Genomic DNA, 24,750 nt, shown 5'->3' on the forward strand with positions numbered 1-24,750 from the left:
CCTCATTCCTCTATTGTGTTACTTTCCTCAAATGTCTTAAGCAGCTTCTGTGTGTTGATAATTAAATTCTCTTTGTTCGGATTATTAACGATCCAGTAAGAAAACCATAAAACGAATAGGGCCAGGACAAACGACAAGCCTGTGAGCTGCAGAGAAACATGTATCTCTTTTCCGTAATAAAACAAAAACAAAAAAGGATTGGCATAAATCAACAAGCCTGCCACAGATGCCAAAACCTGCTTGAATTTGGAGTAATCCGAATAATGAATTGTAGAAAACCCAATGATTGAGGCACCAATTACTATATTCAGGACATTGTGCAGCATTGCCTTAGTGGTTATATTGAAGTCTATACCGAACAGGAAGGGTCCGCTAAGAACAGCCAGCCACAAGATAATGTTTGAATAGATAAAACCAATTACTGCAGTGTATAAAAGGTTTACCAACCATATTTTTTTTATTGAAGTATTCGTCGCCAGTATGACTTCAGTAGATACAAGTTCTTCAATGGAGAAAAATACGAATGTCTGCAGGAGGATTACGCTCAGGGAATAAAATGCGATTATATTTTCTGTTTTTATATTCAACATTAACAATAAGAATAAGTAAGCCGCCGGCAGGATAAAAAATACGAGCATTCTGATTTTGCTTCTTTGGAATTCGTTATATTTCTTCCACATTAACGCTCTCATATTACAGGCTCCTTCTCACGATTCTTTCTTTCCTTATGTCTCTTCTAAGAACAAAGTTCAATACGGTTATCAATAGAAAGCTTACGAGCACTGCAATTACGAACTCTTTTTTGTCCAGGTTTAGGATCAGGTAGTAAACAAGGTAATCAAGCAATAACACAGTAAATTTATATTTTTTACCAAGCCGCCATATCAGTTTATATAACATCAGGTGATATGCAAAAACCCAGGCCAACAAGCAGGCAATCTCTAAGAAATTCATATTAAAAGATACGTCAGCTACATGAAGAGTCATAATATTGATGCCTGAAACTACAATACACTTACACATTAAATATATCGTTTTGCCAAGACAGATATTTTCCACATTTATAGGCAATGCCAGTAAGGACTCTATGCTCTGATTCATATCCGAAAGGATCATTTCCATCTGAAAAACAAAATAAATGGCCAGCAGCAAATAAACATCATAATTTTGAAAAGAACTTTTATACCTGATTAAAACGTAGTTCCCAAGAATAATAAACAATAAAGAAACCAGATTTGATCTCGTCCTTAATTTATCCTTTTTAATTTCACGCCAAAATATCGTTTTATAAATGCTCATAGGCCTCCATACCAATTACTCATTAATAATTTTATTGTACAAATGCTTCAAATCATTGTTCACTTTCTTCATCTCCAGAATCTCCACATTATCGCTTACAATCCACCTGGACAAATGATTTGTCTCGTCCTTTAGTTGAACAAACACTCCCTCCTCGATTATTTTGCAGGATAGCACAAAGGGCTGGTCCTTTAGTTTGTTTATCAGCTGATTATTGTCTTCCGACTTTAGAACATAGGTGTTGTCTGAATAAGCTTTCTCCAGTTCGTTGTATGTATTCATATGAAGAATGCTACCCTTTTTGAGAAATGCCACATGTGTGCATACCTCCTGCAATTCGTTGAGGTCATGTGAATTGAAAATGATAGTACAGCCTTTACCTGTAAGCTCTTGGATAAACTCCTTTAGGAGCATTCTGCCTTCTACATCTAATCCTCTGCTGGGTTCGTCCAAAATTAATAATTCCGGTTCATTGATGAGTGCACGGGCAATAGCCAGTCTTTGTTTCATCCCCCTGGAAAAAAAGGTGATCTTATCTGATCTCTTATCAAACAAGTCAACCTTTTTTAGCAGCCGTCCTATTCTTTCTGATCTTTCCGGATATTTGGCTGAAGGGTAATAAATACGATCAAAGAATTCGAGGTTATCCCAACAATTCAGGTCTTTAAAAAGGCCGATATTGTCCAATAGGAAGCCTATTTTATTTCTGACTGAAGTATATTCCTTAGAAGACACATCAACATTATTTACCAGAATTTTTCCTTCGGTGGTATTGTACAGATTCAGAATCATTCTGATAATTGTTGTTTTCCCGGCACCATTTGGCCCCACAATAGAAAAGACAGACCCCCTGGTGATTTGGAGATTAATTTTGTTGATAATCTCTTGTTCGCCTATCCTTTTTGTAACATCTATTAATTTGACTTCCATAGTCCAGCCTCCAAGTTATACTCACAGCTTTTTTCGTATTGACCTTATTACATGCATTACATGCATATGTGAACTACCCCCACCTATAGAGGTGTGAGCTTCTTGGGAACAGCCCAGACTTGCTCTGAATGACTTACATCCGAAGCAGCGGTTAGGCTTATACGCCAAGCGATCCCCGTAGTCCCTGCGGTTCAATCAAATGTTATACCCGTACAGTTCCGTGGAGCTGACGTAGCCCTTCCGCCCGGATGTTTATACTTGCGTTCACGTCCCGGTCATGCGTTGTTCCGCAGCTTGGGCAGCTCCATTCCCGGATATGTAGTCCTTTCTTTCCATCCCGATGTCCACAGGACGAACAAATCTGACTGGAGGGGAACCAGCGTCCAACCTGGATCACTTGTTTCCCATACCACTCTGCTTTGTAGGTCAGTTTGGACAGAAAGGTAGACCACGAGACATCATGCAGCGTACGAGCAAGCCTGTGATTTCGAACAAGCCCTTTGACATTCAGGGTCTCCACACAGATCACGTCGTGGTTGTTGACGAGATACGTACTGAGTTTGTTCTGAAAGTCGTTTCGCTGATTGGATATTTTTTGATGCAACTTAGCCACAAGAATGAGTTGCTTCTGGTAATTGCGGCTGTCTGCGAGTAAGCGTCCCTCTTTCTTTGCCTGCCCAGCTCGGCGCGATAGCTTGCGCTGGGCCTTTGCCAATGGGTCTGAGGTTTTCGCCAGATGGTTCAGATTTTGGACTTTCTTTCCGTCTGAGAAAGCAGCAAAAGAAGTTACGCCGAGGTCCATCCCGATGACGGAACCGGTTTTTTTCTTAGCTTCCACTTCGGTTTCGCACAGAATCGAGACAAAATACTTCCCAGTCGCGGTACGCGAGATCGTAGCCGTTTTAATGAGACCCTGAAGCTGCCGATGCAGCTTGATCCGCACTGGTTCCATTTTGGGCAGTTTCAAATAACGTCCTGCCACAATGGCGATCGTCCCATTCTGATTGTTCGTCGTGTAGGATTGAACAGGATTTTTGCGCGATTTCCATTTTGGAAAACCGGAGGAGGGCTTACTGAAAAAGTTGTTATAGGCTGCGTTCAGATGAAGCTGGGCATTGCATAGCGCCAAGCTGTCGACTTCTTTAAGAAAGGGAAATTCATTTTTGTATTGGGCAGGTGTGGGAAACTTGATTTTTTCGCCGGTTCCCCGGTTCTTTTTGTAGGATTCGATGCGGTCATTCAGCATGAGGTTGTAGACTTTGCGTACACAGCCGAAGCTCTTGGCAAAGAATTCGGCCTGCTGATCGCTCGGATACAAGCGATACTTGAAGGCTTTGAGCACGAAAACTCACCTCGATTTTCCACGGTTCAAAATAAGAATGTATGTTCTTGTTTTTATTTTACCGAAAATCTCCTGATAAGCAAAGGTAAACCGTTGTCATTCATCCCGCCACTTTAGAAGTGGGGGAATTCTGATAACTATTCGTTAAACTCACACCGGATACACTTGCCGGATTTGCCCTTGGTATAAACAGGCTTATTCCAATGCTCTTCTACAAGAATCTTTAATATGCTTGAAATGCCCATTCTGTTTACATTCCCGATCACCTCATCCCGTTTGCCCAGACAGCTTATGACATCGCCATTATGACAAATGGTTATTCTGCCGCTTAAGCACCAGTCATTCATTTTCTTGATAAAAAATTTATTCATCCCTGTTTTAATAATCGAGCTCTCTCTAATTACCAGATTCTAAACAAATTAATATATACATTGGTCTCCAGCGGCAGTCCATCAATTTTAATCAGGCCATTGGTACTTATTGTGACATTGAGCTGTTGGTTCAATCCATAGTTAACGATGTCGACCAGATGAGGGAAAACAGCCGGTTCCCCGCCCGTTAACACCAAATTTGTTACGCCAAAAAAGCTAAGCTCGTCAATGAGTTTATACCACTCTTCTTCCTTCAAGCTGTTGGAATTATTTTCTAATTTTATACACATTGGACAAAAAGCGCTACTACAAAAACTGCAGTCCAGATTACACTGATTAGTCAGTTGTAATATCGCGGAACTGATTACGGGGGTATCTTTCCAAAACTTCTTCTGATTAAAACATTTACCGTTCTGAGCTTATCTATATATATATTTTGGTATCTGAAAAAAACCCCCAGCCCATACTGCTTAAATCCTTAACCAGCTTCTCATCGGTGCTTACCTTTTCATTCTTAATTATAATTCCAATACCTGTCAAAAATTCAATGGGCGTCCGAACTGCAAAAATTAGAGTCCGAGTGGTATATTGTTTTAATTTTTTGGATTTTAACTTTTAATGGAATAGATGTTAATTATTAAATTCTATAATATAATTTATGTAAAAATATAGGATGTTATTGTATACTGTTTATTGTCTGTTTTTTGCGCATTCATTTGCAGGGAGGGTTAAAATTTGATTAACATTGCAGTGTGTGATGATGATATTAATGAGATCGCCCGGTTACAAAAAATGTTTGCAAGACTTGCTGTTTGCTCTTCATTTGACATACAAATTCATTACTTCACATCTGGAGAGCAACTCCTTCGAAAATATAAAGAGCAAACGCCCTCAGCATTTCAGATTATAATGCTTGATATAGAAATGCCTGATATTAATGGAATTGACTTAGCCCAAGAAATACGAAATTCCCCGGATTTTGATGTACAAATTGTCTTCCTGACAAATCACCCTGCTTATATACTGGATAGCCTGGACACCCAACCCTTTCAGTATTTAATAAAGCCGGTCCCTTATGAGTTTTTTGAATCCAAAATGTTCAAACTGTTAAATTACCTGTATTCTCAGTCCAAGAAGTATTTATCTATTAAAATTGAAGGAGAGGACTTTTTCTTTAGATATTCGGAGATTGTAGCCATACAGAAAAGCAAGAAGGTGGTTGGGCGGGACTATATGGAGATTATTACTACGTCGGAGGAGTATTATACTTCCAAAGGAATCTTATCGGAGATTTATTCAAAGCTGGAATTTCCGTTTCTGCAGGTTCATCGTTCAGTACTTATTAATCTGGATCATCTCCGTAAATTGACAGCATCTTCGGTTATCATGATCAATGATTCTCAGTTCCCCCTCAGCCGTTCTAAATCCAGGCTTGTTAAAGAAGCATTGGCACGAAATTTGGTTACGGGTCTAAAAAGCAATGTTTAAAGAACTTTCAATATGGTATATGGGGGCTTCTTTGTTTTCTATTTTTATAGCCAAACGTTACTTTTCAATATATTTTCAAACGCTCCGGAATAACACATGCTTTCGATTATTTTACCTGTCTATGGGAAGCATTCTGTATACCCTATCAAATTCACTCATTCTGCCCATTATTGTTCACGCCTGTCTGACCGTTTCCGGAACCTTGCTGTTTGCCGTTGTTTATAGAGATGGAGCTGCCCGGATTATGTACTATTCATTCAGATACGTATCTCTGGTAGCCATAACACACATTGGTTCCAGCTGCCTTTTTTTTCTACTTATTAAATTTACACCTCTGAATGTATTTAAAGATGAATCCCAATTAATAATTATCTTACTGTCATTACTATTTTTATTTCTCCTTATAACTTTTAGCTCATCAACAAAAAAAGAAATTACACCCGGTTTGTCTAAATTGCAATGCTTCGCCTTCATTCTGATCCTTATCAGTAATATATTTATCACCGCTTATCTGTTCATTAACAACAAGCACAACACGCCATATCTTCTTGCTGCGATGGCAATATCATGCACTTGCCTATTTATCATTTATTATTTTGAGCTGGCTGCCAAAGCCACTAAACTATCTAAAATAAACAACCAGCTAAATGAACAATTTGTAGCTCAAGATAACAATTTAAAACACATGTCAAATACGTTTAAGAGCATCCAGAGTGTAATTCACGATATCAACAAGCAATTAATATACATTGAAAAATGTATTGTTGAAGACTTGCCGCAAGATGCTGTTATACATATAAACCAAATTCTTCGAAAAGTTCATCATTCATATCATCTTGTAAATACCGGAAACATAATCATTGATGCGCTTGTGGGTTATACCCTAAATACCGCTAACCAAAAAAGAATTGAGGTTACCCATCAAATTCATGCAGTTCCGAATAACATCAGCATCGAGCGGTATGATCTATGTATACTCATGGGAAATATTCTGGACAACGCAATAGAAGCTGTGGAGGGGATTGGACAGAAGCCGAAGTGGATCGAGATCAATATTCACTCTAAGAAAAACTTTCTTATTATACAAGTTATCAACCCTTATGAAGTCGATCATGCTGAATCCGATTCCGGCAGGTATGATTGCAAAACACGCGGTTATGGCTTAGACAACATTAGAAATGTAACCGATAAATACGGAGGAAGTATGAGCGTCTTGAAAAATGAATCCACCTTCGATATCATTGCTGTTTTACCTTTCTCCAAAATCGCCTAAAAGAGAAGGCGGCCCTGTATACAGAGCCGCCTTCTCTTTTGCTTTACTGCAAAACCTCCACTGGTGTACCAGATGTTTTTGATGTCTTAAGCCTTGGCGCCATTCAGGATTTCACTTACACCCTCACTAAGCGGCTTAAGCGGACGCTGCAGCAGCTTCTCCAGGTCGCCACTCTCGATGTCCAGTGCTCCTTCACGGATTGCGGCCTGGATTGCAACCACAATCGGCAGCACCGCTTCCGGCACACCCGCTCCAGCCATCACACTGGAATATGTAGCATCATCCACCTGCTGCACCTGCACTTCCTTGCCGAGCACGCTGCCGACAACCGCCGCCAGTTCCCCTTGGGTAGCCGGTTTGCCGGATAATTCGTAGACCGAATTCTGGTGGCCTTCAGCGGCGAGAACAGCAGCTGCTGCCTCTGCATAATCACGGCGGGTTGCCCAGCCAACCTTGCCTTCTCCGGCAGAAGTCAGCCAAGGTGCTCCGGCTGCAGCAGCCTGAATTGAGCCGGCCTCATTCTCCAAATACCAGTTGTTGCGCAGGAAGGAGTACGGAATGCCGGATTCACGAATGAATTGCTCGGTTGCACGGTGTACCGGAGCGAGGAACAGGGAGCTGGAATCTGCATGCCCGACGCTGGTATAGACGATGAAGCCTACGCCTGCACGTACTGCAGCTTCTACAGCCGCCTTATGCTGGCGGATACGTGTGTCATTGTCGCCGTCTGCCGAGACAATCAGCAGGCGCTCCACACCGGCAAACGCCGCATCCAAAGTCTCCGGCTGATCGAAATCGCCGTGGCGGACGTCAACACCGCGAGCCCGCAGGTTATCCGCCTTCTCCGGGTTTCTTACACTGGCCACAAGACTGCCGGCGGGTACAGATTTCAGTAAAGCTTCTGCCACGATAGAACCAAATTGTCCGGTTGCACCTGTTAATCCGATCTTCATCTCAATTTCCTCCATTTAAGAACTATTTATTTGTGTTGCTGTGCATTTCATGTTGTATTCAAGGATTCGCGCTTCCTGTAACTATTGTAGTTACAAGTTGGCTGGTTGTCAAATCCTTTGTTTTTCGTGACGCAAAAAGCGGCCCGCCCATAGCCTGGGGAGCCCGCCGTCAGTCCATTTATTTGTTAGCCTTCCCGCATAGTGCTATTCTTAACAGCAAAAGAATTCCATTACCGTTACTCAGAAAGGTTCTGTATTATGCCTAAACCAAGAGCATCTGTTTATCAGCGTTATCTTCCGTCCGTTAATCCAGACCCGGAGTACAGCGGAGCTGCCTACTGGTTCATCACCCATTCAGGCAAGCTGCTGGTAAACGAAACTTCCGGACAAGCCGATATCCCGCAGCTGGAATCGCCGGATCAGCTTGCGGCCGCCCCCACCCGGATACTTTATCTTGGCCTGTTCGCCGGCACACCCTGCTTCGCGGCAGAGGTTCCTTCAGATATGCCTGAACCTGCCGGTATGGCCTTCCATCCTCTGCGCACCTTGTATGATGTGCTCGATGAGGATGTATTCCATCTGGCGGGAAGGGCCCTGCAGCTGCTGGCCTGGGATGAGACCCATCAATTCTGCGGCAAGTGCGGCACAGCTACCGTCCTCTCCGGGGCAGAGCATGCCCGGGTCTGCCCGGCATGCGGACAGGTCAGTTATCCGCGGATCGCACCGGCGGTGATCACCGCGATCCTGAAGGACGGCCAGATTCTGCTCGCCCATGCACCGCATTTCCAGAATAATATGTACGGGCTGATTGCCGGCTTCGTCGAGCCGGGCGAAACGCTTGAGGACTGCGTGCAGCGTGAAATCAGCGAGGAAGTGGGCATCAAGGTCAAGAACATCCAATATTTCGGCAGCCAGCAGTGGCCCTTCCCCCATTCGCTAATGGTCGGCTTCCTGGCCGAATACGAGAGTGGAGAAATTACCGTAGACGGGGTAGAGCTGGACCACGCCGCCTGGTTCAAGCCGGACAATCTCCCGAATATCCCGCCACATGTCAGTATTGCCCGCAAAATCATAGACTGGTACGTGGAGCAATACAGCTAACCGGCTGCTCCTATCCCCTTACCGTCTTGAAATAGCGGTATACCTGCTGAAGCTTGCGCTCATGCTTGCCGCGCGGACTCTCCATGCTGCCGAACTCAAAAAACTTCACCTTGCGGATTCCGACATAGTTGAACAATGCTTTACGCATCAGGATCTTGTGCGCATTACCCAGCCACAGCAGCGGATAATGCGCCGGTCCCTTCATGACGGAGATGCACACTACAGACTTCCCCTTCAGCAGCCCCTCCGGCAGCATCCCGCCCTTATCCCTGTAAGCGAAGCCTGAAGCAAACATCTGATCAATGTACCCCATGAGCATCGCCGGAGGCCGGCCCCACCAGATCGGATAGACCAGTACAATCCGGTCGGCCCAGATCAGCTGCTCCCTGTACACGGCCAGCCTCGGATCGCTGTGCATATCTCTGCGGCGTTTCTGTTCATTAAACACCAGCACCGGATCAAAGCCCTCCTCATATAAATCCAGCACTTTAATTTCTGTAACTTCAGAATTCTCCCGGCTGCCCCGCAGCACCTCCTGTAAAAAAGCATAGCTGAGGCTCTGATGATTCGGATGAGTATAGATAACCAGTGTGTTCATGTCGGCACCCCTTTACTTATCATTTGATAACCAAAGGGTAGCACACCTGAAATTTAGTTGTCAAATGATAATTGTATTTTGATAATTATTTTGCTATGGTGTCCTCAAGAGGTGATCCTGTGGACAACAATACTTTATTTCAGAAATTTGTGACCTTCACCACCGCCGTCCATCAAATAACCAGTGAAATATCCAAAGATGTGAAATCTGAGGCACTAACGCCTTTGCAGTATAAAATTCTCGAATATATTGCGGTAAGCCAGCCGGTTACACTGAGCGAAATCAGCGATTGCATGCACATGTCTATGCCTAATACGAGCCGGGAGCTGAAGAAATTAACGGAGAAGCAGCTGTGCGAGCGGGTGACCGATCCCGGGGACCGGCGCAAGCAGGGCATCACGCTGTCCGCTGCAGGCCAAGACATGATGAACGAAGCGTTCCGGCACATCGGGATCCGGTTCGCCGAGCGCACCGGACATCTGAGCGAAGCCGAACGCCAAGAGATCACTCGGGCGCTTGATCTGCTGCAGGAAAAGTATTTTATTGAGCGCTGCCCTACTCTCCCCAATAAGCCAAGCTGCTTAGCGGATGCAATGAGCAAATGAAAAGGCGCCCATACAAAGGCGCCATTATAAGTGCTGTATACGATTTATTTTTAGAAGGAATAGCCGGCGAATTTCTCCGCATTACTTATGCTGGACCAAATATCAGGACTCTCCCCGCCTATATGCCAGTAGGCAATTCCCGCCAGCTTGTGCTTCACTGCCAGATTGTATTTTGCCGTAAGAGACCGTCCGTCCTCCAGCCAGAGAGTATGCTTCAGTGACTGCTTGGTATAGCTGGCCACATATTGCCCCAGTGTGCTGTTCCATACAGGGTGCAGTGAATAGCTGCTCAAGAGCTGGTTCTGCTGGGTTAGCGAAAGTTCAGCGGACGACGGAGTGATGCCGTTCTGCTTGAGCGTCCAGTCACGGGTGTATAGAGGCATTGCCAAAATCACCTTTTCGGCGGATACAGATTTCAGCAGTGTGCTTACCGCGTGCTGAACATAGGGCAGCGAAGCGTTAGAGCCGGGCCTCATACTCCCGCTATAGTGCTCGTCATATCCCATCATCACCAGATAATCAGCCTGCCTGCCAAGTGCCGCATAATCAAAAGCCTCCGTCCAGTCTGTCCCGAGATCGGGCGACACATCTATCGACAGCACTGCGCCTAGCGCATGAAGCCTCCCGGCCAGCTGTGTAATGAAAGCGGTCAGCGAAGCCCGGTCTGCCGCTGCCACATTCTCAAAATCAATATTCAGCCCATCCAGGCCGTATGTACTGACTAATCCCGCCAGTTGATTAACCGCCGTATTCCTCGCTGCTGTACTGGACAGCATTTGATGTGTCGCCGCCTGATCAAACCGGTTACCGACCAGCGGCCACACCTGCTTGCCGTTCTTCTTCGCCCAGGTTACCAGTGAAGCCACCGTGGAATCCGGGACTACACCCGTACTCCCTACAAAATACCAGCGCGGAGATAAGGTATTCACATTGGACTGCAGAATATTACTCTCATACTCTGTGGTCGTCTGGCCATACTGCCATCCCAGCACAATGTGCGGGTCCTTCGCACCCGCCAGCTCTGCCGTCCATTTCTCCTGCTGCAGCACCCGGTACAGGAGCACTGCCGTTTCCTGCCTTGTAATCGGGGCGGCCGGGCGGAAAGCACCTGTTCCGTCGCCTTTCATCAAGCCTAAGCGGTTTACAGCTTCCACGGCACTGTCTGCCCAGGCAGCGATGGTGCTTGCGTCGGTAAACACCGTTGCCCCGCCCGCATTGCTCCCCGTTTGCTTGAACGCTTTGGTTAACCAGACGGCAGCCTCTTGACGCGTTACCGGCTTCGCCGGTGCAAAGGTGGATGCCGAGGTGCCGCCCGCCAGACCCAGCTGAACCGCTGCCTGTATCCAGCCGTAATACCATGCGCCCTTCCCGGTATCTATATAGGGAGAGACAGGACTGGCCACAGGCTCAAGCTTCAGCAGCCGGCCCAGCATCGTAATGAACTCCGCTCTCGTCACCTTACCCTCCGGCGAGAAGCTGGTCTCCGATATGCCGGTTAATATTTTCCGCTTATATAAGTCTATGATCTCATTCTTGGCATAGCTGGCTGCTATATCGTCAAAGGGCAGCGTAGCCTCAGCGGAGACAGACTGGCCATACGGAATAAACAGCCCGGCTGCGCACAAGACGGCGGCTGCACCCGCTGCTAATCTTCCCACCATACTCTTCATAATATTAAAGAAGCCTCCTTCGGGGTTCAATTTGCCGAAAGTATACCAGAGACCGAGTCTATTATCATCGCAAAAATACTGGAAGGAAAATGAATAGCGGCAGATTCCGTGGCAGCCAGCGTTTAATTAAAAACCCGCGTGGTTATGAATGTGGATAGAGCAAATCTTTTAGGAGGTCATTCCATTATGAAGGATTCCGGTTCACCTGGCAGAATTCCCGCTGCTGCGGGCAGTTCCGGCCTCACCGCGCAGGCGGTAGATGCTATTGAGGATCTGTCCGGCGTCCATCCGGGCTACCGCCGTGCGCATGCCAAGGGGATTTGCTGCCGCGCGGTCTTCCGCCCGAACGGACTCGCCGCCCCTTTCACTACTGCTGCACATCTTCAGGAACAGGAGGTAGAGGCGGTTGTCCGTTTCTCCGGCAGCTCTACCGATCCGGCACTGGCTGATCTCCTCTCCCCGGCCAAAGGGATGGCCGTGCAGTTTAGCTTGCCGGATGGCAGTATTACGAATTTAGTCGGGGTGACGCTGCCGGTTTTTTTCGCCCGTACCCCTGAATCCTTTGTTGACATCGTTCGTTCCGTGCACCGGGCACGCGCAGGCAATCTCGGTCCGTTGGAGCTGATCAAGGAGATTTCGGCCCACTTCACCGAGAGTAAGTCCAGCTTCCTTGCCCTCAAAAAGCTGCAGCCGCCCGCCAGCTATGCCGAGTCTCATTATTACTGCATTCATACTTACTTCTTCGTGGATACTGGGGGGAACAAGCGGCCGGTGAAATTCGAATGGACCCCGGTTACCGGAGTCCGTGCCCTGTCCCTGGAGGATGCCTCACAGCAGCCGGACCATTATCTGGAGGATGAGCTGGTGCTGCGCCTGCAGGATGAGTCCCCCGTGTTTCAGCTGGCCGTTATTTTTGGTGAGGAGGACGACCCAACCGACGATCCGACCCATGCCTGGCCCGACGAGCGGAGGCGGATCGAAATCGGGAGCCTGCACCTTACAGAAATTATTGACGAGCCGGAAGGGCTGCTGATGGACCCGGCTGAGGTTCCGGAAGGCATAGCCTTGTCTGAGGATCCTATCCTTCATTTCCGCCACAGCGCCTACGGGGAATCCTTCCGCAGGCGGCGTGAAGAACACTAACCTGAGGACGAGAGGACGAGGTTACCGATGGAACAAGCAATGATTATTATCAATCCTACTTCCGGTAAAGAAGAAGGACCCGCACATATTACCATGGTGGAAGAAATTCTGCGTGCGAAGGGGTATGAAATTACGATTAATGAGACGCAAAAGGCGGGGGATGCAACGTCTTTCTGCATCGCGGCATGTGAAGAAGGCTATGAACTGGTGGTTTCGATAGGCGGAGATGGCACACTGCACGAGGTGATCAACGGACTGGGCGGTCAGCTGCACCGCCCGAAGCTTGGGATTATCCCGCTTGGAACGGTTAATGATTTCGCCCGGGCCATCGGGCTTCCTCTGGTTCCGGAGGAGGCGATTAAGGCGCTCGCCTCCTCCAGCACCCGCGCAGTGGATGCCGGCCGGTTAAATGACCGCTTATTTATTAATGTGGTAGCCGCCGGGGCGATTGCTGAATCCGTCTCTTCAGTAACCTCTGAGGATAAGTCGAAGCTGGGGGCGCTGGCCTATTTCAAGGAGGGCATTAAAGAACTGACAGGAAACACTGCTCATCATCTGACCATCACCCATGACGGTGAGATATGGGAAGGGGACTCCCCGCTGTTTATTGCCGCATTAACGAATTCTGTCGGCGGATTTGAGCGGCTGGCACCCGGTGCGGCCGTTGACGACGGCCTGATCCACTGCTTTATCATCAAAGACCTCACGATTCTGAGTACCCTGACCGCAAGCATCTCTCTCCTGCTCGGCAATCTTAGTAATCATAAGGATGTTATTTACTTTACGGCGCGCAGCGTGACGGTCCAGTCATCCGACTCCATGCGGACCAATGTTGACGGCGAAGAGGGACCGGCGCTGCCGATCCGGCTTAGTGTGCTTCCCCATTATATCGAGGTCATAGTACCGGAGCCATAATCCTCCGGATTGCAGAGTATCTGGTTTAAGTGCTTTTCTGCAGCTTGCGGATATAGACGATCTGGCCGATATGATAAGCATTATGCGTTGCCGCATTGCTGATGATCTCCCACCACCGGGCCGGCTCAGGGAAGCCGGTCACTTGCGCTTCCATGCTGTCTTCACCAAGGAGTGTCTGCCACCGCAGCAGCACCTCCAGCAGAGCTACGCTCAACTCACTATAAGACAAATTCTCCGGCAGGATAAAGCTGGCATTGTTGTCGCCGATCGGCGGCACCGCATCCACACGGCCTTCGCTATACCGGATCTGCCAGGTTTCATTCCAATACCGCAAATGCTGCGTCAGCTCGGCAATACTGTTACTGCCTGTTCCCGGTTTCCAAAAGGCTTCCTCTTCCGTAATTCCCTGAACGGCCTGCATGAACGGCAGGTGCCAGCTGGGATCATTGGCACCCGCGAGCAATTGATTGGCCAGCACCTCTTTGGCATGAACCATAGCTCTCACTCCTCCGGCTTATATTCACTTAATTTTCCTTGATAGATTAATTCCAGCCTTCCGCTCTGGCGGAAATCATCCGGCGTCACGAGCGCAGGAAGCTTATTCCACAGCTTAATTCCGGAACGGTCCAGTATTTCCGCAACGAATTGCGAGCAAAAGTAAGAGTTGCTGAATTCAACCGGCTCTTTCAGCGCGATGCCGATTACACCGAGAATGTTGTACAGGTACTTCTGCTGGCTGCGGATAAAAATATGCAGAACCCGCTTCATTTTCTCCACTTCACGCTCCGTGACTTGAAGCTTGTAGATAACGCAGGTCGTATTCGGATATTTGCTGTAGGTGCCTGTCTGAATATCTTCCTTCACAAAGCCCCCGTTCAATGGATTGCTGGGATGCTTTCTCCCGAAGCTGTACATCTCTGACAGATCACGGGTAAATGAGATTGAGGCATGGTTATACGGAGCCTTCGTGTAGCCCTGAATGAGCCTGGTAAACAGTGTGCCTGTATTCGTAAGCAAAATAAAGACCGATTGATTACCTTCCATTTACAAATTTTCCCCTTATCATGTTCGGACATTTCCTTCATAATAACATATGATTCCTTTAATGGAATCCTATCCTGAAACAGGCTGGTGATCGGCTCTTGAACAGCTCTTTGTTTACGCTACTCCTTATTACGGCCGGCCTTTCGGCCATTCATCTGATCTATCTCGCTGTCAGCAGGCTTCAGAAGGATAAGGATTATACCGGTATCGGCTTCCGCATCAAAACCTGGTGGGGCATGCTGTTTATTTTCTGCCTGGCCACGCTGTTCAATGCAGTGGTGTCCCTGCTGTCGCTGATGGTGCTGTGCTTCTTCTCGCTTAAAGAATATTTCTCCATGATCCGTACGCGCAAGGCCGACCGCAGGCTGTTCCTGTGGGCTTATCTGGCGATTCCGCTGCAGTTCTACTGGATCTATATTGAGTGGTACGGCATGTTCATCGTCTTTATACCGGTCTACGTCTTCCTGCTGCTGCCGCTCCCCCGGCTCCTGAATAAGGGGACGCTCGGCTTTCTGCGCAGTGTCAGCTCCACCCAGTGGGGGATGATGCTGATGGTATTCGGGCTCAGCCATCTGGCCTATTTCCAGTTCGCCACTCCGGAATACGGCGCGGGGCTGGTACTCTTCCTGGTGGTGCTCACCCAGCTGAACGATGTGGCCCACTATCTGGGGTCGCTTTATTTCGGCAAGCACAAGGTCGTTCCGACCGCCAACCCGCATCTGACCTGGGAGGGCTTTGTTTGCGGATTTGTGGCCACAACAACCGTGTCCTATCTCATCTATCCGTACCTGACCCCGCTCACTCCGCTGTTCGGACTGCTGTCAGGGGTGCTGATCAGCCTGAGCGGCTATTTTGGCAGCCTGACTGTCTCCGTATTGAAGCGTGACCTGCTGATCGGGGACGATGATAAATTCGCCGCCCTGCAAAAAAGCTATCTGAGCCGGGTCGACAGCCTGGCGTACACCTCACCGATCTTTTTCCATGTGATCCGGTATTTCTTTGATTTCATGTAAACCTGGCCGGCGGACAGCGGGGCTCTCTTGGGTTACCGTTGCCCGCTTTCGGCGGATTCAACGGTATTTATACCGTTCATTTCGCTCCATTGCCCTCTTTCGGCGGATTCAACGGTATTTATACCGTTTATCTCGCCCCACTGCCCGCTTTCGGCGAAGGATAACGTGACTTTACTGGATCTTATAATTTCCTAAACAATACACAAACAAGCTGGCGCATTTCGCGTCAGCTTGTTCGTTCTTGTTCTTAATTATTGTGTGTCATCGCCTGCCGGCGGAGTGCCTCCCGCCATTCCGCGGTCAGGTCTTGTACCGCCGCCGAAGCCGCCTTGGCCGCGGCCGCCGCCACCCATGCCGCCCATACCCTGGGTTGCTTCGGTAACACCGGATTCATTCAGCCAGGTTACGCTGCTGGAGAGGTCGAAGCTTACGACTTCTGTGCCGCCGCTGTAAGTACCGTCTGTATACACTCCGTCTACTGCGGTGCCTGTCGAGCTGCCGCCGGTGGAGAGGGTGTACGAGCCGCCTTCTTTCAGGTCAGGCGAGCTGATTACAACCGAGCGGTAGCTCTTCGATGGAGCAAAGGTTGCAATGGTGTTGCCGTCACTATCCTGCAGGTTCACCAGCTGTCCGGCTTCCTGTGAATCCGTAAAGGTCATGGCGATAGAATACTGGCTGGAAGCATCGCCAGGTGCCTGCAGCATACCCGCGCTTCCTGCCACAACCAGATATCCGCCGGTGATTTCGAAGGAACCGTCATAATCGAGGGCGCCGTTGCCGTCATTGGTCGGACCGTAGACGGTAACGGTACCGCCGCTCATTGTGATCGCCCCGTTGGAATCCAGACCGTCGCCTGTAGCATCTACAGTCAGTGTGCCGCCGGTAATCGTCAGCATATTGCTGCCGGAGCTTGCGAACTGATCCTGTCCGCCCGATGTTTGTCCGGCATTAGTATCATTGCCGCCCGCTACGTTGACGCCGTCATCGGAGGCTACCACATCAATGTCACCGCCGGAGATGGTAATATTGCCGCCTTCAATCCCTTCATAGCTCTTGGTGATGTTCACGGTGCCGCCGGAGATGGCTGTCAGGCTGTCGGCGTGAATGCCGTCATCTCCTGCCTCAATCTGGAACTCCCCATCTGTGATCGACACGTTGCTGTTGCTGTGTACCGCATCATCTGCGGAGTCAAGCGTGAAGCTGCCGCCGTTAACGGTAAGGTCACCACCGGATTTCAGCCCCTTCATGCTGGTCGATTCTGTTTCGGTAGTGGCTGCAGTAGCAGTGGATGCCGCAGCACTGCTGTCTGCTGGTGCCGGTGCTACGGTTCCTGCTGCGGTCCCTTCTGCGGTCCCTTCTGCGGTCCCTGCTGCAGTTCCTTCTGCTGCCTCTGCTGTAGCGCCTGCCACTGCATCAGCCGCTGGCCTATCCGGCGGCGCAGCCTGTGTACCGTCCGCGGACGGAGCCTGGCCGCGCATACCGCCGCCCATGCCGCCTCCGCCAAAGCCGCCGCCACCGAAGCCGCCTTGATCGCCTGTCTTCACTTCAGCATTGGCACTGCCTCCGCCGGTCACCAGATTATACGTGCCACCGTCAATCACAAGAGAAGTCTCGCCTTGAATACCGTCATTTACAGCCGTAATATCAAAGGTTCCTCCGGCAATAGCAATGAAGCCTTTGTCTGCCTCTTCAGCATTGGTCGACTTGATCCCGTCGCCTTCCGCTTTGATGGTAATATTCCCGTCCTGCACAGCTACCAGGTCTTTCCCGACCATCCCGTCATCTGCAGCCTGTACTTCAATTGTGCCGGAGACGATTTTCAGATCATCTTTACTTGCAATCCCGTCGTTATAGTTGCCGTTAACCTTCAGCGTCCCGGTTCCGTTAATGGTCAGATCCGCCTTGCTGAAAATCGCTGCACTCGGCTCATCCGTAGCCGCATCCGGGTACACATATTTTGTGGCATCGGTTACTGTGTTCACCGTACCGTCTTCCAGCGTCATGATTACCTTGCCGGCTTCCTTAATGTAGACTGGTGCACTGCTGCTGTTCGTGAGCTCTGCCCCGTTCAGCACGAGATGCACGCTGCTGTCATCCTGTACATCAATGATAATCTGTCCGTCACTCAGGGTGCCGCTCAGCACATAGGTTCCGCCAGCCGAGATGGTTACCGTGTTACTGGAAGCAGCCGCGCCGGTTCCAGTCACGGTGGCACTGGTTCCGCTTAACGCAATCGTAGTGGCGCTGTCAGCGCTCCAGGCTGCCGCTTTGTCTTCTTCATCAAAGCTGACGAGGTCCGCCGCCTTCACACTTGCCAGTTGTACACTTGCTGCAGCCCCGCTGGCTGCAGCTGCTGTAGTTACTGCTGCCGTACCAGCAGAGGAAGAGGTAGAGGCATTGCTGGTTGTGCTGCAGGCTGACATGACAGCTGCGAGCAGCAGAATCAGCCCCGCTTTGCTTGCCATTATAAATTTACTCATATCGGATCAATCCTTTCAGTTTCTGGTTTAGTATTCCGTGGTAGTGGGGCACATCGTAAGCGACAGATCCAGGTTGCCGTTCCGGGTGCGGATGGCATCCAGGAATTCTTTCTGGCTCGTGTGCTCATCAAGGGTAACGTTATACACCAGCTCATAGAGGCTGCCGAGCTCGGTGGTTCTGATCTTTTTCAGCTCATAAGCGACATTGAACTTGTTGAACACTTCGGCAAAAGCTTCTTCATAGCCCAGATTTTCCGGGATGGTTACCTTCAGCGTTTTTTGCGCTGATTTTCTTACGCCAAAGCCGGTGCGATTCAGGATTACCATGATGATGCAGAGAATAATTGTGAACAGGACTGCGTAAGCATACGCGCCGACGCCGCAGGCTAGGCCCGATGCCATCGTGAATAAGACAAAAGTGATATCCTTAGGATCGCCGGGTGCACTTCTGAAGCGGATAATCGAGAACGCTCCGGCCAGACTGAAGGCTCTGGCAACGTTGCTGCCGATCAGGAGAATGATGATGGCTACAATAACAGGCAGCAGTACCATGGTGAGCGTGAAGCTTTGCGAATAACCGGCAGGGCTTGTTTTCATATAAGTGAAGCTGATCAGCGCGCCCAGCGCCAGGGAGATCAGAATAGTCAGCACTGCATTGCCAAAGGTTAGCTCCGTGGAATCAGAGACGGCGGCGAAGATGGAATCAAGCATAGAGTACACTCTCACTTTCTACTTTGCTGTTTCTCAGCATTTTTTTATATTCATTGCCGTATTTGGAGAAGCTGGTGCGGTACATTTGATGCTCTGAGAGCATTTTGGACAGCCAGACCGGAATCGTCTTCTCGGCTTTGACCTCCATTAGCCACTGGCCCGGCTCCATCAGCAGTTCGCCATGCGTGCCATGCTCCATCTTGAGATCGTACCGCCGGCTTCTGATATTCGTATCAAAGGTGATTCTGAGATCACGGTTATTTTTGCAGAACAGGGCTTTGCGGTCGTACGAGAGATACACCATCGGTTTAAGGTCATAACAGCTCAGGAAGTACTTGATTTCCTCAATCACCTGCTTGTTCATGTAGTCCTTGTATTCCGGCGGATTACCTGTGCGGACAAAATCATAAGCCTCATGCAGCTTGAGCGGGGTTCTTCTTTTGTTGACGAGACCGAATACCTTTTTCTTGATTTCCAGGTAGACCTTCGAGTCTTCATTCGGAACACCGTAAGCTCTGAGGCGGAGCTTCTCTTTGTATTTCGGCTTGGACAGGCTGTTGCGGATTAGCGTGTTGCTCGGTGTGTCGTAGTACAGATTAGTAATGGAATAAAACTCATGCTGTTTGTTGTAATCATCCGGTTCCATATATTCAAGCAGTTCATTATAGAGCTGGTGGTAGGCTGTAGTATCGAACAAGTATTTGTTCTCATATCGGTTGAATACTTCGATAGCCATGGGGATCAGTTCCTTTCTTATTGGAGTAGTTCGCGTGTCTCGCTTGCTTATGAATGTATCTTAGCGGCTAAACCTTTAATGAATCTTAAATGCTTTTTACACTGCGTTGATTTATTTACACTCGATTAACAATTGTGTTTTTGGGCTACCACGGATATATAGTAGAGGCTTTATCTTTTGTCGCCGCGGTTAAGGTTGGTTAAAGGTAATCTTGATATAATAGCGGAAGTTAAGCAGTACACATCAAGCACGCAGAGGATGACAAACCTATGAGAATATTAATCGTCGAAGATGAGGTGCATCTGGCTGAGGCCGTTACCCAAATCTTGAAAAAACATAATTATTCGGTCGACGCGGTACATGACGGCAGATCGGGCATGGACTACGCGCTGAGCGGGATCTATGATCTCCTGCTGCTTGACATCATGATGCCGGAGCTGGATGGAATCAGCCTGCTGCGGGCGCTCCGGACCAAGGGCGTAGCCACTCCTGTCATCTTCCTGACTGCAAAAGGAGAAATTACCGATATGGTGACCGGGCTGGACTACGGGGCCGATGACTATATTGCCAAGCCCTTTTCGTCGGAAGAGCTGTTGGCGAGAATCCGTGCAGTGCTGCGGCGTAAAGGTGAGATTCTGCCGGATGATGCGCTGAAGTTCGGGGATCTGGAGCTGAATACAACCAATTTGCGGCTTACAGTGAGCGGTAAGGAAATGAAGCTGAACCTGAAGGAGAGCGAGCTGCTGGAGCTGCTGATTCTGCGTAAGCAATCCGTAACCTCCAAGGAGCAGATTATCGAGAAGCTGTGGGGGTTCGATTCGGAAGCTGAGCATAACAATGTGGAGGTGTACATCTCTTTTCTGCGTAAAAAGCTGACGTTCCTCGGCTCGGGGACACGGATCAGCACGATACGGAATGTAGGCTATGTATTAGAGGTGAATGCCTGATGTTCACAAAGCTCAGAAACCGCTTCTTGATTGTGAATCTGGTGACGATCTCCGTAATGATGCTGGCCGCCTTTGCTACCATCTATGTTATTAACTACTTGGATGTTCATAATGATATCAACAGGGATCTGCAGCGGAGCGTGGAATTGTACCAGAAGCCCGGCAACGGGGAGCGCCACGGCGGGATTACCGGTGGATTTGATGGCGGCGCGGATGGCGGGATTGACGACGGAATGCAGCGTCAGGACGGCGGTTCATTCGGCAAGATAGGCGATCCTCCGCCGGAGCGTCTGATTTCCTTCATGATTGAAACGGATGCCGAGTGGAACCAGGTAGGTACACCTGCATCACAGCTAACCATGGATGACGAATTTTATGCTCAGGCGCTGCAGGAAGCCGTGGACATGGATACCACCCGGGGACAATTCGAGCTGGACGGCAGTCTCTGGATCTTTGAGATCAAGCCGACCACTGACGGGCATAAGCTCGTATTCCTTGACATTACCGCCAGACAGAAGATTCTTACAAATCTGATCTATACCTTCTCTCTTGTCGGTGTCGTGATGCTGATTATCCTGTATTTCACCAGCCGCTACTTTGCGAACCGTTCCATCAAGCCGGTAAAGGAGGCCTTCGATAAGCAAAAGCAGTTCATCGCTGACGCCTCCCATGAGCTGAAAACACCGCTCGCCATCATCAATACCAATACCGATGTGCTGTTTGCCAATGAGGAAGACACGATTTTTAACCAGTCCAAATGGCTGCATTATATCAAATCAGAGACGGAGCGGATGGCGAAGCTGACCAATGATCTGCTCTATCTGACGGAAATGGATGATTCCCGCACCGGTATGGTTCACGCTCCCTTCAACATCAGCGAAGCGGTTGAGAATATCATCCTGACTATGGAAGCCGTCATCTTCGAGAAGAATGTCGCGCTGGAGTATGACATTGAGCCTAATCTGACCGTTCAAGGCAACAGTGAGCAGATTAAGCAGGTTGTCATGATTCTGCTGGACAATGCCGTGAAATATACGGGGCCGAAAGGCGAGGTGACCCTGTCCCTGCGCAGACAGTATAACGATGTAGTGCTGGCCGTCACCAACACCGGAGAGGGTATCGCTCCAGAGCATCTCACCCGGATCTTCGACCGGTTCTACCGGACTGATACGTCCCGTGCGCGTAAGCAGGGCGGCTACGGCCTCGGACTTGCGATCGCCAAATCGATCGTCGAGCAGCAGCATAAAGGCAAGATCTACGCAAAAAGCGTGGCCGGTGAATCCACTACGTTCTATGTCCAGCTGTCCCAATAGCGTCTTTCGGTGAAACCAAGTGAAGGACCCTTCCGTATCAGAATTATTATGGAAGGAGGAGATTCTCAGCAATGTCCATGTTCAAAAGAATGCTCGCGAGCGCAGGAATCGGTGCCGCCGAAGTTAATCTTATGCTCCATCAAGATGTGGTTAGAGCAGGAGATACACTCAGCGGAATCGTCCGTATCCAGGGCGGCCGCGTAGATCAGAAGGTTGATGATGTGTACGCCTTCGTTAAGACCCGTTACGTGAAGGAGCATAATGATGCCAAGAGCCATGTGGAAGCGACGATAGCCAAGTTTCTGCTCGCTTCCGGATTCATCGTGGAAGCAGAGAAGGTCTATGAGTTCCCTGTATCCTTCCAGCTTCCGGGAGTTACTCCGGTAACGATGGGCAGAACTCCCGTATGGATTCAGACTGGACTGGATATCAAAGAAGCTGTGGACCCGAAGGACGAGGACCATCTCCAGGTGCTGCCTCATTCGCATTCGGCGGTTGTTCTGGATGCTGCAGCCCAGCTCGGCTTCCGGCTCCGCGAGGTCAGCTGTGAATACGCTCCTCATTACGGTAAAAGAAACGGGCTCCCCTTCGTTCAGGAATTTGAATTCTCACCTTCCAGCCAATTCCGCGGCCAGCTGGATGAGCTGGAAATCATGTTCTACCCGGATGAGCATGGTGTTGAGCTGCTGCTGCAAGTCGACCGCAGAGCACGCGGATTATCCGGACTGTTCGCCGAAGCGCTAAATGCGGATGAGAGCTTCGTGAAGCTTCGCTTTGACCGCAGTCATCTGGCAGCGGGAACCGGCTATATCGCCGATCAGCTGCTCGCAGCAATCCGCAGACACGCTTAATTGTAAGCGTTAAGCATAGGAAATGACAAAAGAGCTGTCCCACTCGCGGGCAGCTCTTTTGCTCTATAAATTCAACTATGCAGAATTTCTTGCAGATAGGCGCTTAACACCCTGGCCGCCTGCTCATGGGCTAATTTACCCGGATGGCTCCTCGCGCCTACGCTTTCCTCTGTAATATTGGGTAGCTGGAATACTGAGACCTTCCGGTCTCCCGATTTCGCCGTGTAGCTATTTACTGCGCGGTAGATAGCCGGCATCATCGGGAGTCCCAGCATTCCGTACACCCACACCATATGCGCCTCCGGGTTATATTGTCTGAGCTTCACAAGGAACGACTCCGCCGCGGCCTCGAAAGCCTGCAGATCCTCCGCGTTGACGGTGCCGTCATCGTTCAACCGCTGTTTATAGACTTGGCCGCTGGCCGGATCAGTCCATTCCGGAGAATAAAAAGCGCCGCCGTCATTGGTACCCAGATTAACGATCACAGCATTAGGCTGCCACGCGTCAAAGTCATTCCCCTGAGTGGCTCCGAGTGCTTCGTTCCGTTCCCCGCGGAGCACCCCGCAGACCTGCCCGTAATAATCCGGCAGATTGCGGTTCGGATTATTATCCCAGCTTGTCAGCACACCCCATCCGCTCTGGGAAAGAACCCGGTAATCGGCCTTCAGCGCTTCTGCTGTCATGGCCGTATAATTATCAGTTGCGCTGAACCACATTGGAATCCAGTCTTCCTCCGCTTTCGCGCCGATCACACCTTCACCTGAGGTGATGCTGTCCCCGATGAACTCAAGCTTGAGCGCCCGGTCTGGAACCGGCAGGAACTCCCCGTCGAACTTAACGGCGTGTATCTGCAGACAGCATCCCGGGTCGTCGCTCATGGCCTGCAGCTCTTTGACGATCCGGACATTCTTCACAGCACTCTCATTCATGCCTCTGAATACACAGACCCAATACCTGCCTGCCGTTAACATCTGTCTGCTGACAGGAAAGGAATTGATCACTATGCTGATCCACGGCTCATAGAGGTCATAATCCACCTCTACTTCCACCCATAGCTCCGAGCCTGTGGCATTGAATTCAACCGCGCTTCCGGTCCAGAACAGGGTGAGGGGAGCAAGGCTCCCCGTAGTTCTGCCGTGAACCTTCACATGTGCAACTTCAGATAAGGCCGCTTCCTTTAGCTTCCCGTTCTCTTTCATCCCATGTTCCTCCCGGATTTCCCTTATAAGAGCACTTACCCTTGCTTGATCGGTGCCGCCAGCACAATCTGTCCTCTGGGTGTTACTCCGCCGCCATCCGGCTCCAGCGTGATTGCCACAGTGTCGTATTCCTGCGGCTCAAAGGTATAATACAGCGCCCCGTTGCCTCCCTGTGACACGAAGGTGCCCGCATTCTGCGGGACGTCGCCCTTGATCAGCCAGACCTGATAGACCTCTGTACCCTTAAGCTCCGGCAGCTGCTCAGCCTGTACCACGAGATGCGTCCCGCTCTTGTCTGCGATAATGGTTGCCAGGCCTTTCGCCGCCATATCCGCGACAGCCGGACTCAGCGCAACCGCTTCACTCACCTTGAGCCCCTGCAGCGGCTCTGTACTGACAGCTACCTGCTGCTTCAGCCGGCCGACATCCTCGCGCAGCTGGCCGGTATAGACGAGCAGCACCACAACCGCTGCCGCGAGCCCAGTGCTGAGATAGCGCCAGACGGGCAATCTTCTGACCGCCGGCACAGCCGTTTCCACTTTAATTTCACGCTCTACCGGAAGCGCCTTAGGCGCCTCAGTTACAGGCTTACGCTCTACATGAACCGGTGCATCTGCTTTGAATACAGAAGACATAATCCGCTTTTTCATCCCCAGCGGCGGTGCAACAGGCTCAGAGGCAAGAGGGAGCATGCCGATTACCTGGCGGTATTCCTTTACCAGTTTCTCACATTCCGGACATTCCTGTAAATGAACCTCGAACCGCTCC

Annotated in this window: 25 protein-coding genes; 10 read left to right on the forward strand and 15 right to left on the reverse strand. The window is 49.6% G+C overall.

Features of this window, described 5'->3' with window-relative positions; translation table 11 throughout:
- Positions 1–2 precede the first annotated feature (2 nt).
- The 5 genes from AQR02_RS21585 to AQR02_RS21610 all read right to left on the reverse strand — a co-directional run bounded on the left by AQR02_RS21585 (position 3) and on the right by AQR02_RS21610 (position 4,307).
- On the reverse strand, positions 3–692 hold the full coding sequence (locus AQR02_RS21585; RefSeq protein WP_054942484.1) for a hypothetical protein: 690 nt from the start codon (positions 690–692) through the stop codon (positions 3–5).
- 1 nt (position 693) lies between these two features.
- Complete coding sequence (locus AQR02_RS21590) at positions 694–1,299, reverse strand: hypothetical protein (RefSeq protein ID WP_054942485.1); 606 nt, start codon at positions 1,297–1,299, stop codon at positions 694–696.
- 15 nt (positions 1,300–1,314) lie between these two features.
- Positions 1,315–2,229: an ABC transporter ATP-binding protein gene (locus AQR02_RS21595; protein ID WP_054942486.1), complete on the reverse strand. Its 915-nt coding sequence runs from the start codon at positions 2,227–2,229 to the stop codon at positions 1,315–1,317.
- Positions 2,230–2,431: 202 nt separating this feature from the next.
- On the reverse strand, positions 2,432–3,571 hold the full coding sequence (gene tnpB / locus AQR02_RS21600) for an IS200/IS605 family element RNA-guided endonuclease TnpB (RefSeq protein WP_054942487.1): 1,140 nt from the start codon (positions 3,569–3,571) through the stop codon (positions 2,432–2,434).
- A 400-nt stretch (positions 3,572–3,971) separates the two neighbouring features.
- Complete coding sequence (locus AQR02_RS21610; RefSeq protein ID WP_082452007.1) at positions 3,972–4,307, reverse strand: radical SAM protein; 336 nt, start codon at positions 4,305–4,307, stop codon at positions 3,972–3,974.
- A 370-nt stretch (positions 4,308–4,677) separates the two neighbouring features.
- Between AQR02_RS21610 and AQR02_RS21615 the strand changes: the two genes are divergently transcribed.
- Both AQR02_RS21615 and AQR02_RS21620 read left to right on the forward strand, forming a co-directional pair.
- Entirely contained in the window at positions 4,678–5,430 is a 753-nt protein-coding gene (locus AQR02_RS21615; protein ID WP_054942490.1) for a LytR/AlgR family response regulator transcription factor, read from the forward strand.
- Between the two features lie 121 nt (positions 5,431–5,551).
- A complete protein-coding gene (locus AQR02_RS21620) occupies positions 5,552–6,703 on the forward strand; it encodes a sensor histidine kinase (RefSeq protein WP_159067811.1) in 1,152 nt (383 codons plus the stop codon).
- A gap of 86 nt (positions 6,704–6,789) precedes the next feature.
- Here the strand turns inward: AQR02_RS21620 and AQR02_RS21625 are convergent, their stop codons facing one another.
- The gene (locus AQR02_RS21625; protein ID WP_054942492.1) at positions 6,790–7,656 is read right to left on the reverse strand and encodes an SDR family oxidoreductase; all 867 of its coding nucleotides are present in this window, start codon (positions 7,654–7,656) and stop codon (positions 6,790–6,792) included.
- Positions 7,657–7,914: 258 nt separating this feature from the next.
- Between AQR02_RS21625 and nudC the strand changes: the two genes are divergently transcribed.
- On the forward strand, positions 7,915–8,757 hold the full coding sequence (gene nudC / locus AQR02_RS21630) for an NAD(+) diphosphatase (protein WP_054942493.1): 843 nt from the start codon (positions 7,915–7,917) through the stop codon (positions 8,755–8,757).
- A gap of 10 nt (positions 8,758–8,767) precedes the next feature.
- Here the strand turns inward: nudC and AQR02_RS21635 are convergent, their stop codons facing one another.
- Positions 8,768–9,355, reverse strand: coding sequence for an NAD(P)H-dependent oxidoreductase (locus tag AQR02_RS21635; protein ID WP_054942494.1), 588 nt, complete (start codon positions 9,353–9,355; stop codon positions 8,768–8,770).
- 119 nt (positions 9,356–9,474) lie between these two features.
- Here AQR02_RS21635 and AQR02_RS21640 point away from each other — a divergent pair, with 119 nt between their 5' ends.
- Positions 9,475–9,960, forward strand: a complete 486-nt coding sequence (locus AQR02_RS21640; RefSeq protein WP_054942495.1) for a MarR family winged helix-turn-helix transcriptional regulator — start codon at positions 9,475–9,477, stop codon at positions 9,958–9,960.
- A 50-nt stretch (positions 9,961–10,010) separates the two neighbouring features.
- On the opposite strand, the gene AQR02_RS21645 is transcribed toward AQR02_RS21640, so the two are convergent.
- Positions 10,011–11,630 (reverse strand): S-layer homology domain-containing protein, encoded by a 1,620-nt coding sequence (locus AQR02_RS21645; RefSeq protein WP_245237662.1) that lies wholly within the window; start codon positions 11,628–11,630, stop codon positions 10,011–10,013.
- Between the two features lie 186 nt (positions 11,631–11,816).
- Between AQR02_RS21645 and AQR02_RS21650 the strand changes: the two genes are divergently transcribed.
- Positions 11,817–12,773, forward strand: a complete 957-nt coding sequence (locus AQR02_RS21650) for a catalase family peroxidase (RefSeq protein WP_082452009.1) — start codon at positions 11,817–11,819, stop codon at positions 12,771–12,773.
- A 27-nt stretch (positions 12,774–12,800) separates the two neighbouring features.
- Positions 12,801–13,688 carry a diacylglycerol/lipid kinase family protein gene (locus AQR02_RS21655; protein WP_054942496.1) on the forward strand — a complete coding sequence of 296 codons (888 nt, stop codon included), beginning with the start codon at positions 12,801–12,803 and terminating at the stop codon, positions 13,686–13,688.
- A gap of 25 nt (positions 13,689–13,713) precedes the next feature.
- Here AQR02_RS21655 and AQR02_RS21660 read toward each other — a convergent pair whose 3' ends face one another.
- Entirely contained in the window at positions 13,714–14,184 is a 471-nt protein-coding gene (locus tag AQR02_RS21660; RefSeq protein WP_054942497.1) for a DinB family protein, read from the reverse strand.
- A gap of 5 nt (positions 14,185–14,189) precedes the next feature.
- Positions 14,190–14,732, reverse strand: a complete 543-nt coding sequence (locus tag AQR02_RS21665; protein WP_054942498.1) for a hypothetical protein — start codon at positions 14,730–14,732, stop codon at positions 14,190–14,192.
- 98 nt (positions 14,733–14,830) lie between these two features.
- On the opposite strand from AQR02_RS21665, the gene AQR02_RS21670 reads away from it, so the two are divergent.
- Entirely contained in the window at positions 14,831–15,745 is a 915-nt protein-coding gene (locus AQR02_RS21670; RefSeq protein ID WP_054942499.1) for a phosphatidate cytidylyltransferase, read from the forward strand.
- Positions 15,746–15,996: 251 nt separating this feature from the next.
- Here the strand turns inward: AQR02_RS21670 and AQR02_RS21675 are convergent, their stop codons facing one another.
- The 3 genes from AQR02_RS21675 to AQR02_RS21685 are packed head-to-tail and all read right to left on the reverse strand — an operon-like array spanning position 15,997 to position 19,672.
- Entirely contained in the window at positions 15,997–18,225 is a 2,229-nt protein-coding gene (locus tag AQR02_RS21675) for a carbohydrate-binding domain-containing protein (RefSeq protein ID WP_054942500.1), read from the reverse strand.
- A gap of 27 nt (positions 18,226–18,252) precedes the next feature.
- Positions 18,253–18,936 (reverse strand): DUF4956 domain-containing protein, encoded by a 684-nt coding sequence (locus AQR02_RS21680; RefSeq protein WP_054942501.1) that lies wholly within the window; start codon positions 18,934–18,936, stop codon positions 18,253–18,255.
- A complete protein-coding gene (locus AQR02_RS21685; RefSeq protein ID WP_054942502.1) occupies positions 18,929–19,672 on the reverse strand; it encodes a polyphosphate polymerase domain-containing protein in 744 nt (247 codons plus the stop codon). Before AQR02_RS21685 ends, AQR02_RS21680 begins: the two co-directional genes overlap by 8 nt.
- 269 nt (positions 19,673–19,941) lie before the next feature.
- Here AQR02_RS21685 and AQR02_RS21690 point away from each other — a divergent pair, with 269 nt between their 5' ends.
- The 3 genes from AQR02_RS21690 (at position 19,942) to AQR02_RS21700 (ending at position 22,783) form a co-directional block, all read left to right on the forward strand.
- Positions 19,942–20,619: a response regulator transcription factor gene (locus AQR02_RS21690; protein WP_054942503.1), complete on the forward strand. Its 678-nt coding sequence runs from the start codon at positions 19,942–19,944 to the stop codon at positions 20,617–20,619.
- Entirely contained in the window at positions 20,619–21,932 is a 1,314-nt protein-coding gene (locus AQR02_RS21695; protein ID WP_054942504.1) for a sensor histidine kinase, read from the forward strand. Before AQR02_RS21690 ends, AQR02_RS21695 begins: the two co-directional genes overlap by 1 nt.
- A gap of 71 nt (positions 21,933–22,003) precedes the next feature.
- Entirely contained in the window at positions 22,004–22,783 is a 780-nt protein-coding gene (locus AQR02_RS21700) for a sporulation protein (RefSeq protein ID WP_054942505.1), read from the forward strand.
- Positions 22,784–22,854: 71 nt separating this feature from the next.
- Here the strand turns inward: AQR02_RS21700 and AQR02_RS21705 are convergent, their stop codons facing one another.
- Together AQR02_RS21705 and AQR02_RS21710 are read right to left on the reverse strand one after the other, a co-directional pair.
- On the reverse strand, positions 22,855–23,982 hold the full coding sequence (locus AQR02_RS21705; protein WP_054942506.1) for an SGNH/GDSL hydrolase family protein: 1,128 nt from the start codon (positions 23,980–23,982) through the stop codon (positions 22,855–22,857).
- 35 nt (positions 23,983–24,017) lie between these two features.
- A partial coding sequence (locus AQR02_RS21710; RefSeq protein ID WP_082452010.1) for an anti-sigma factor occupies positions 24,018–24,750 on the reverse strand: 733 nt, incomplete at its 5' end.

It is taken from the genome of Paenibacillus ihuae (assembly GCF_001368795.1).
In the GTDB taxonomy this organism is placed as follows: Bacteria; Bacillota; Bacilli; order Paenibacillales; family Paenibacillaceae; genus Paenibacillus_AQ; species Paenibacillus_AQ ihuae.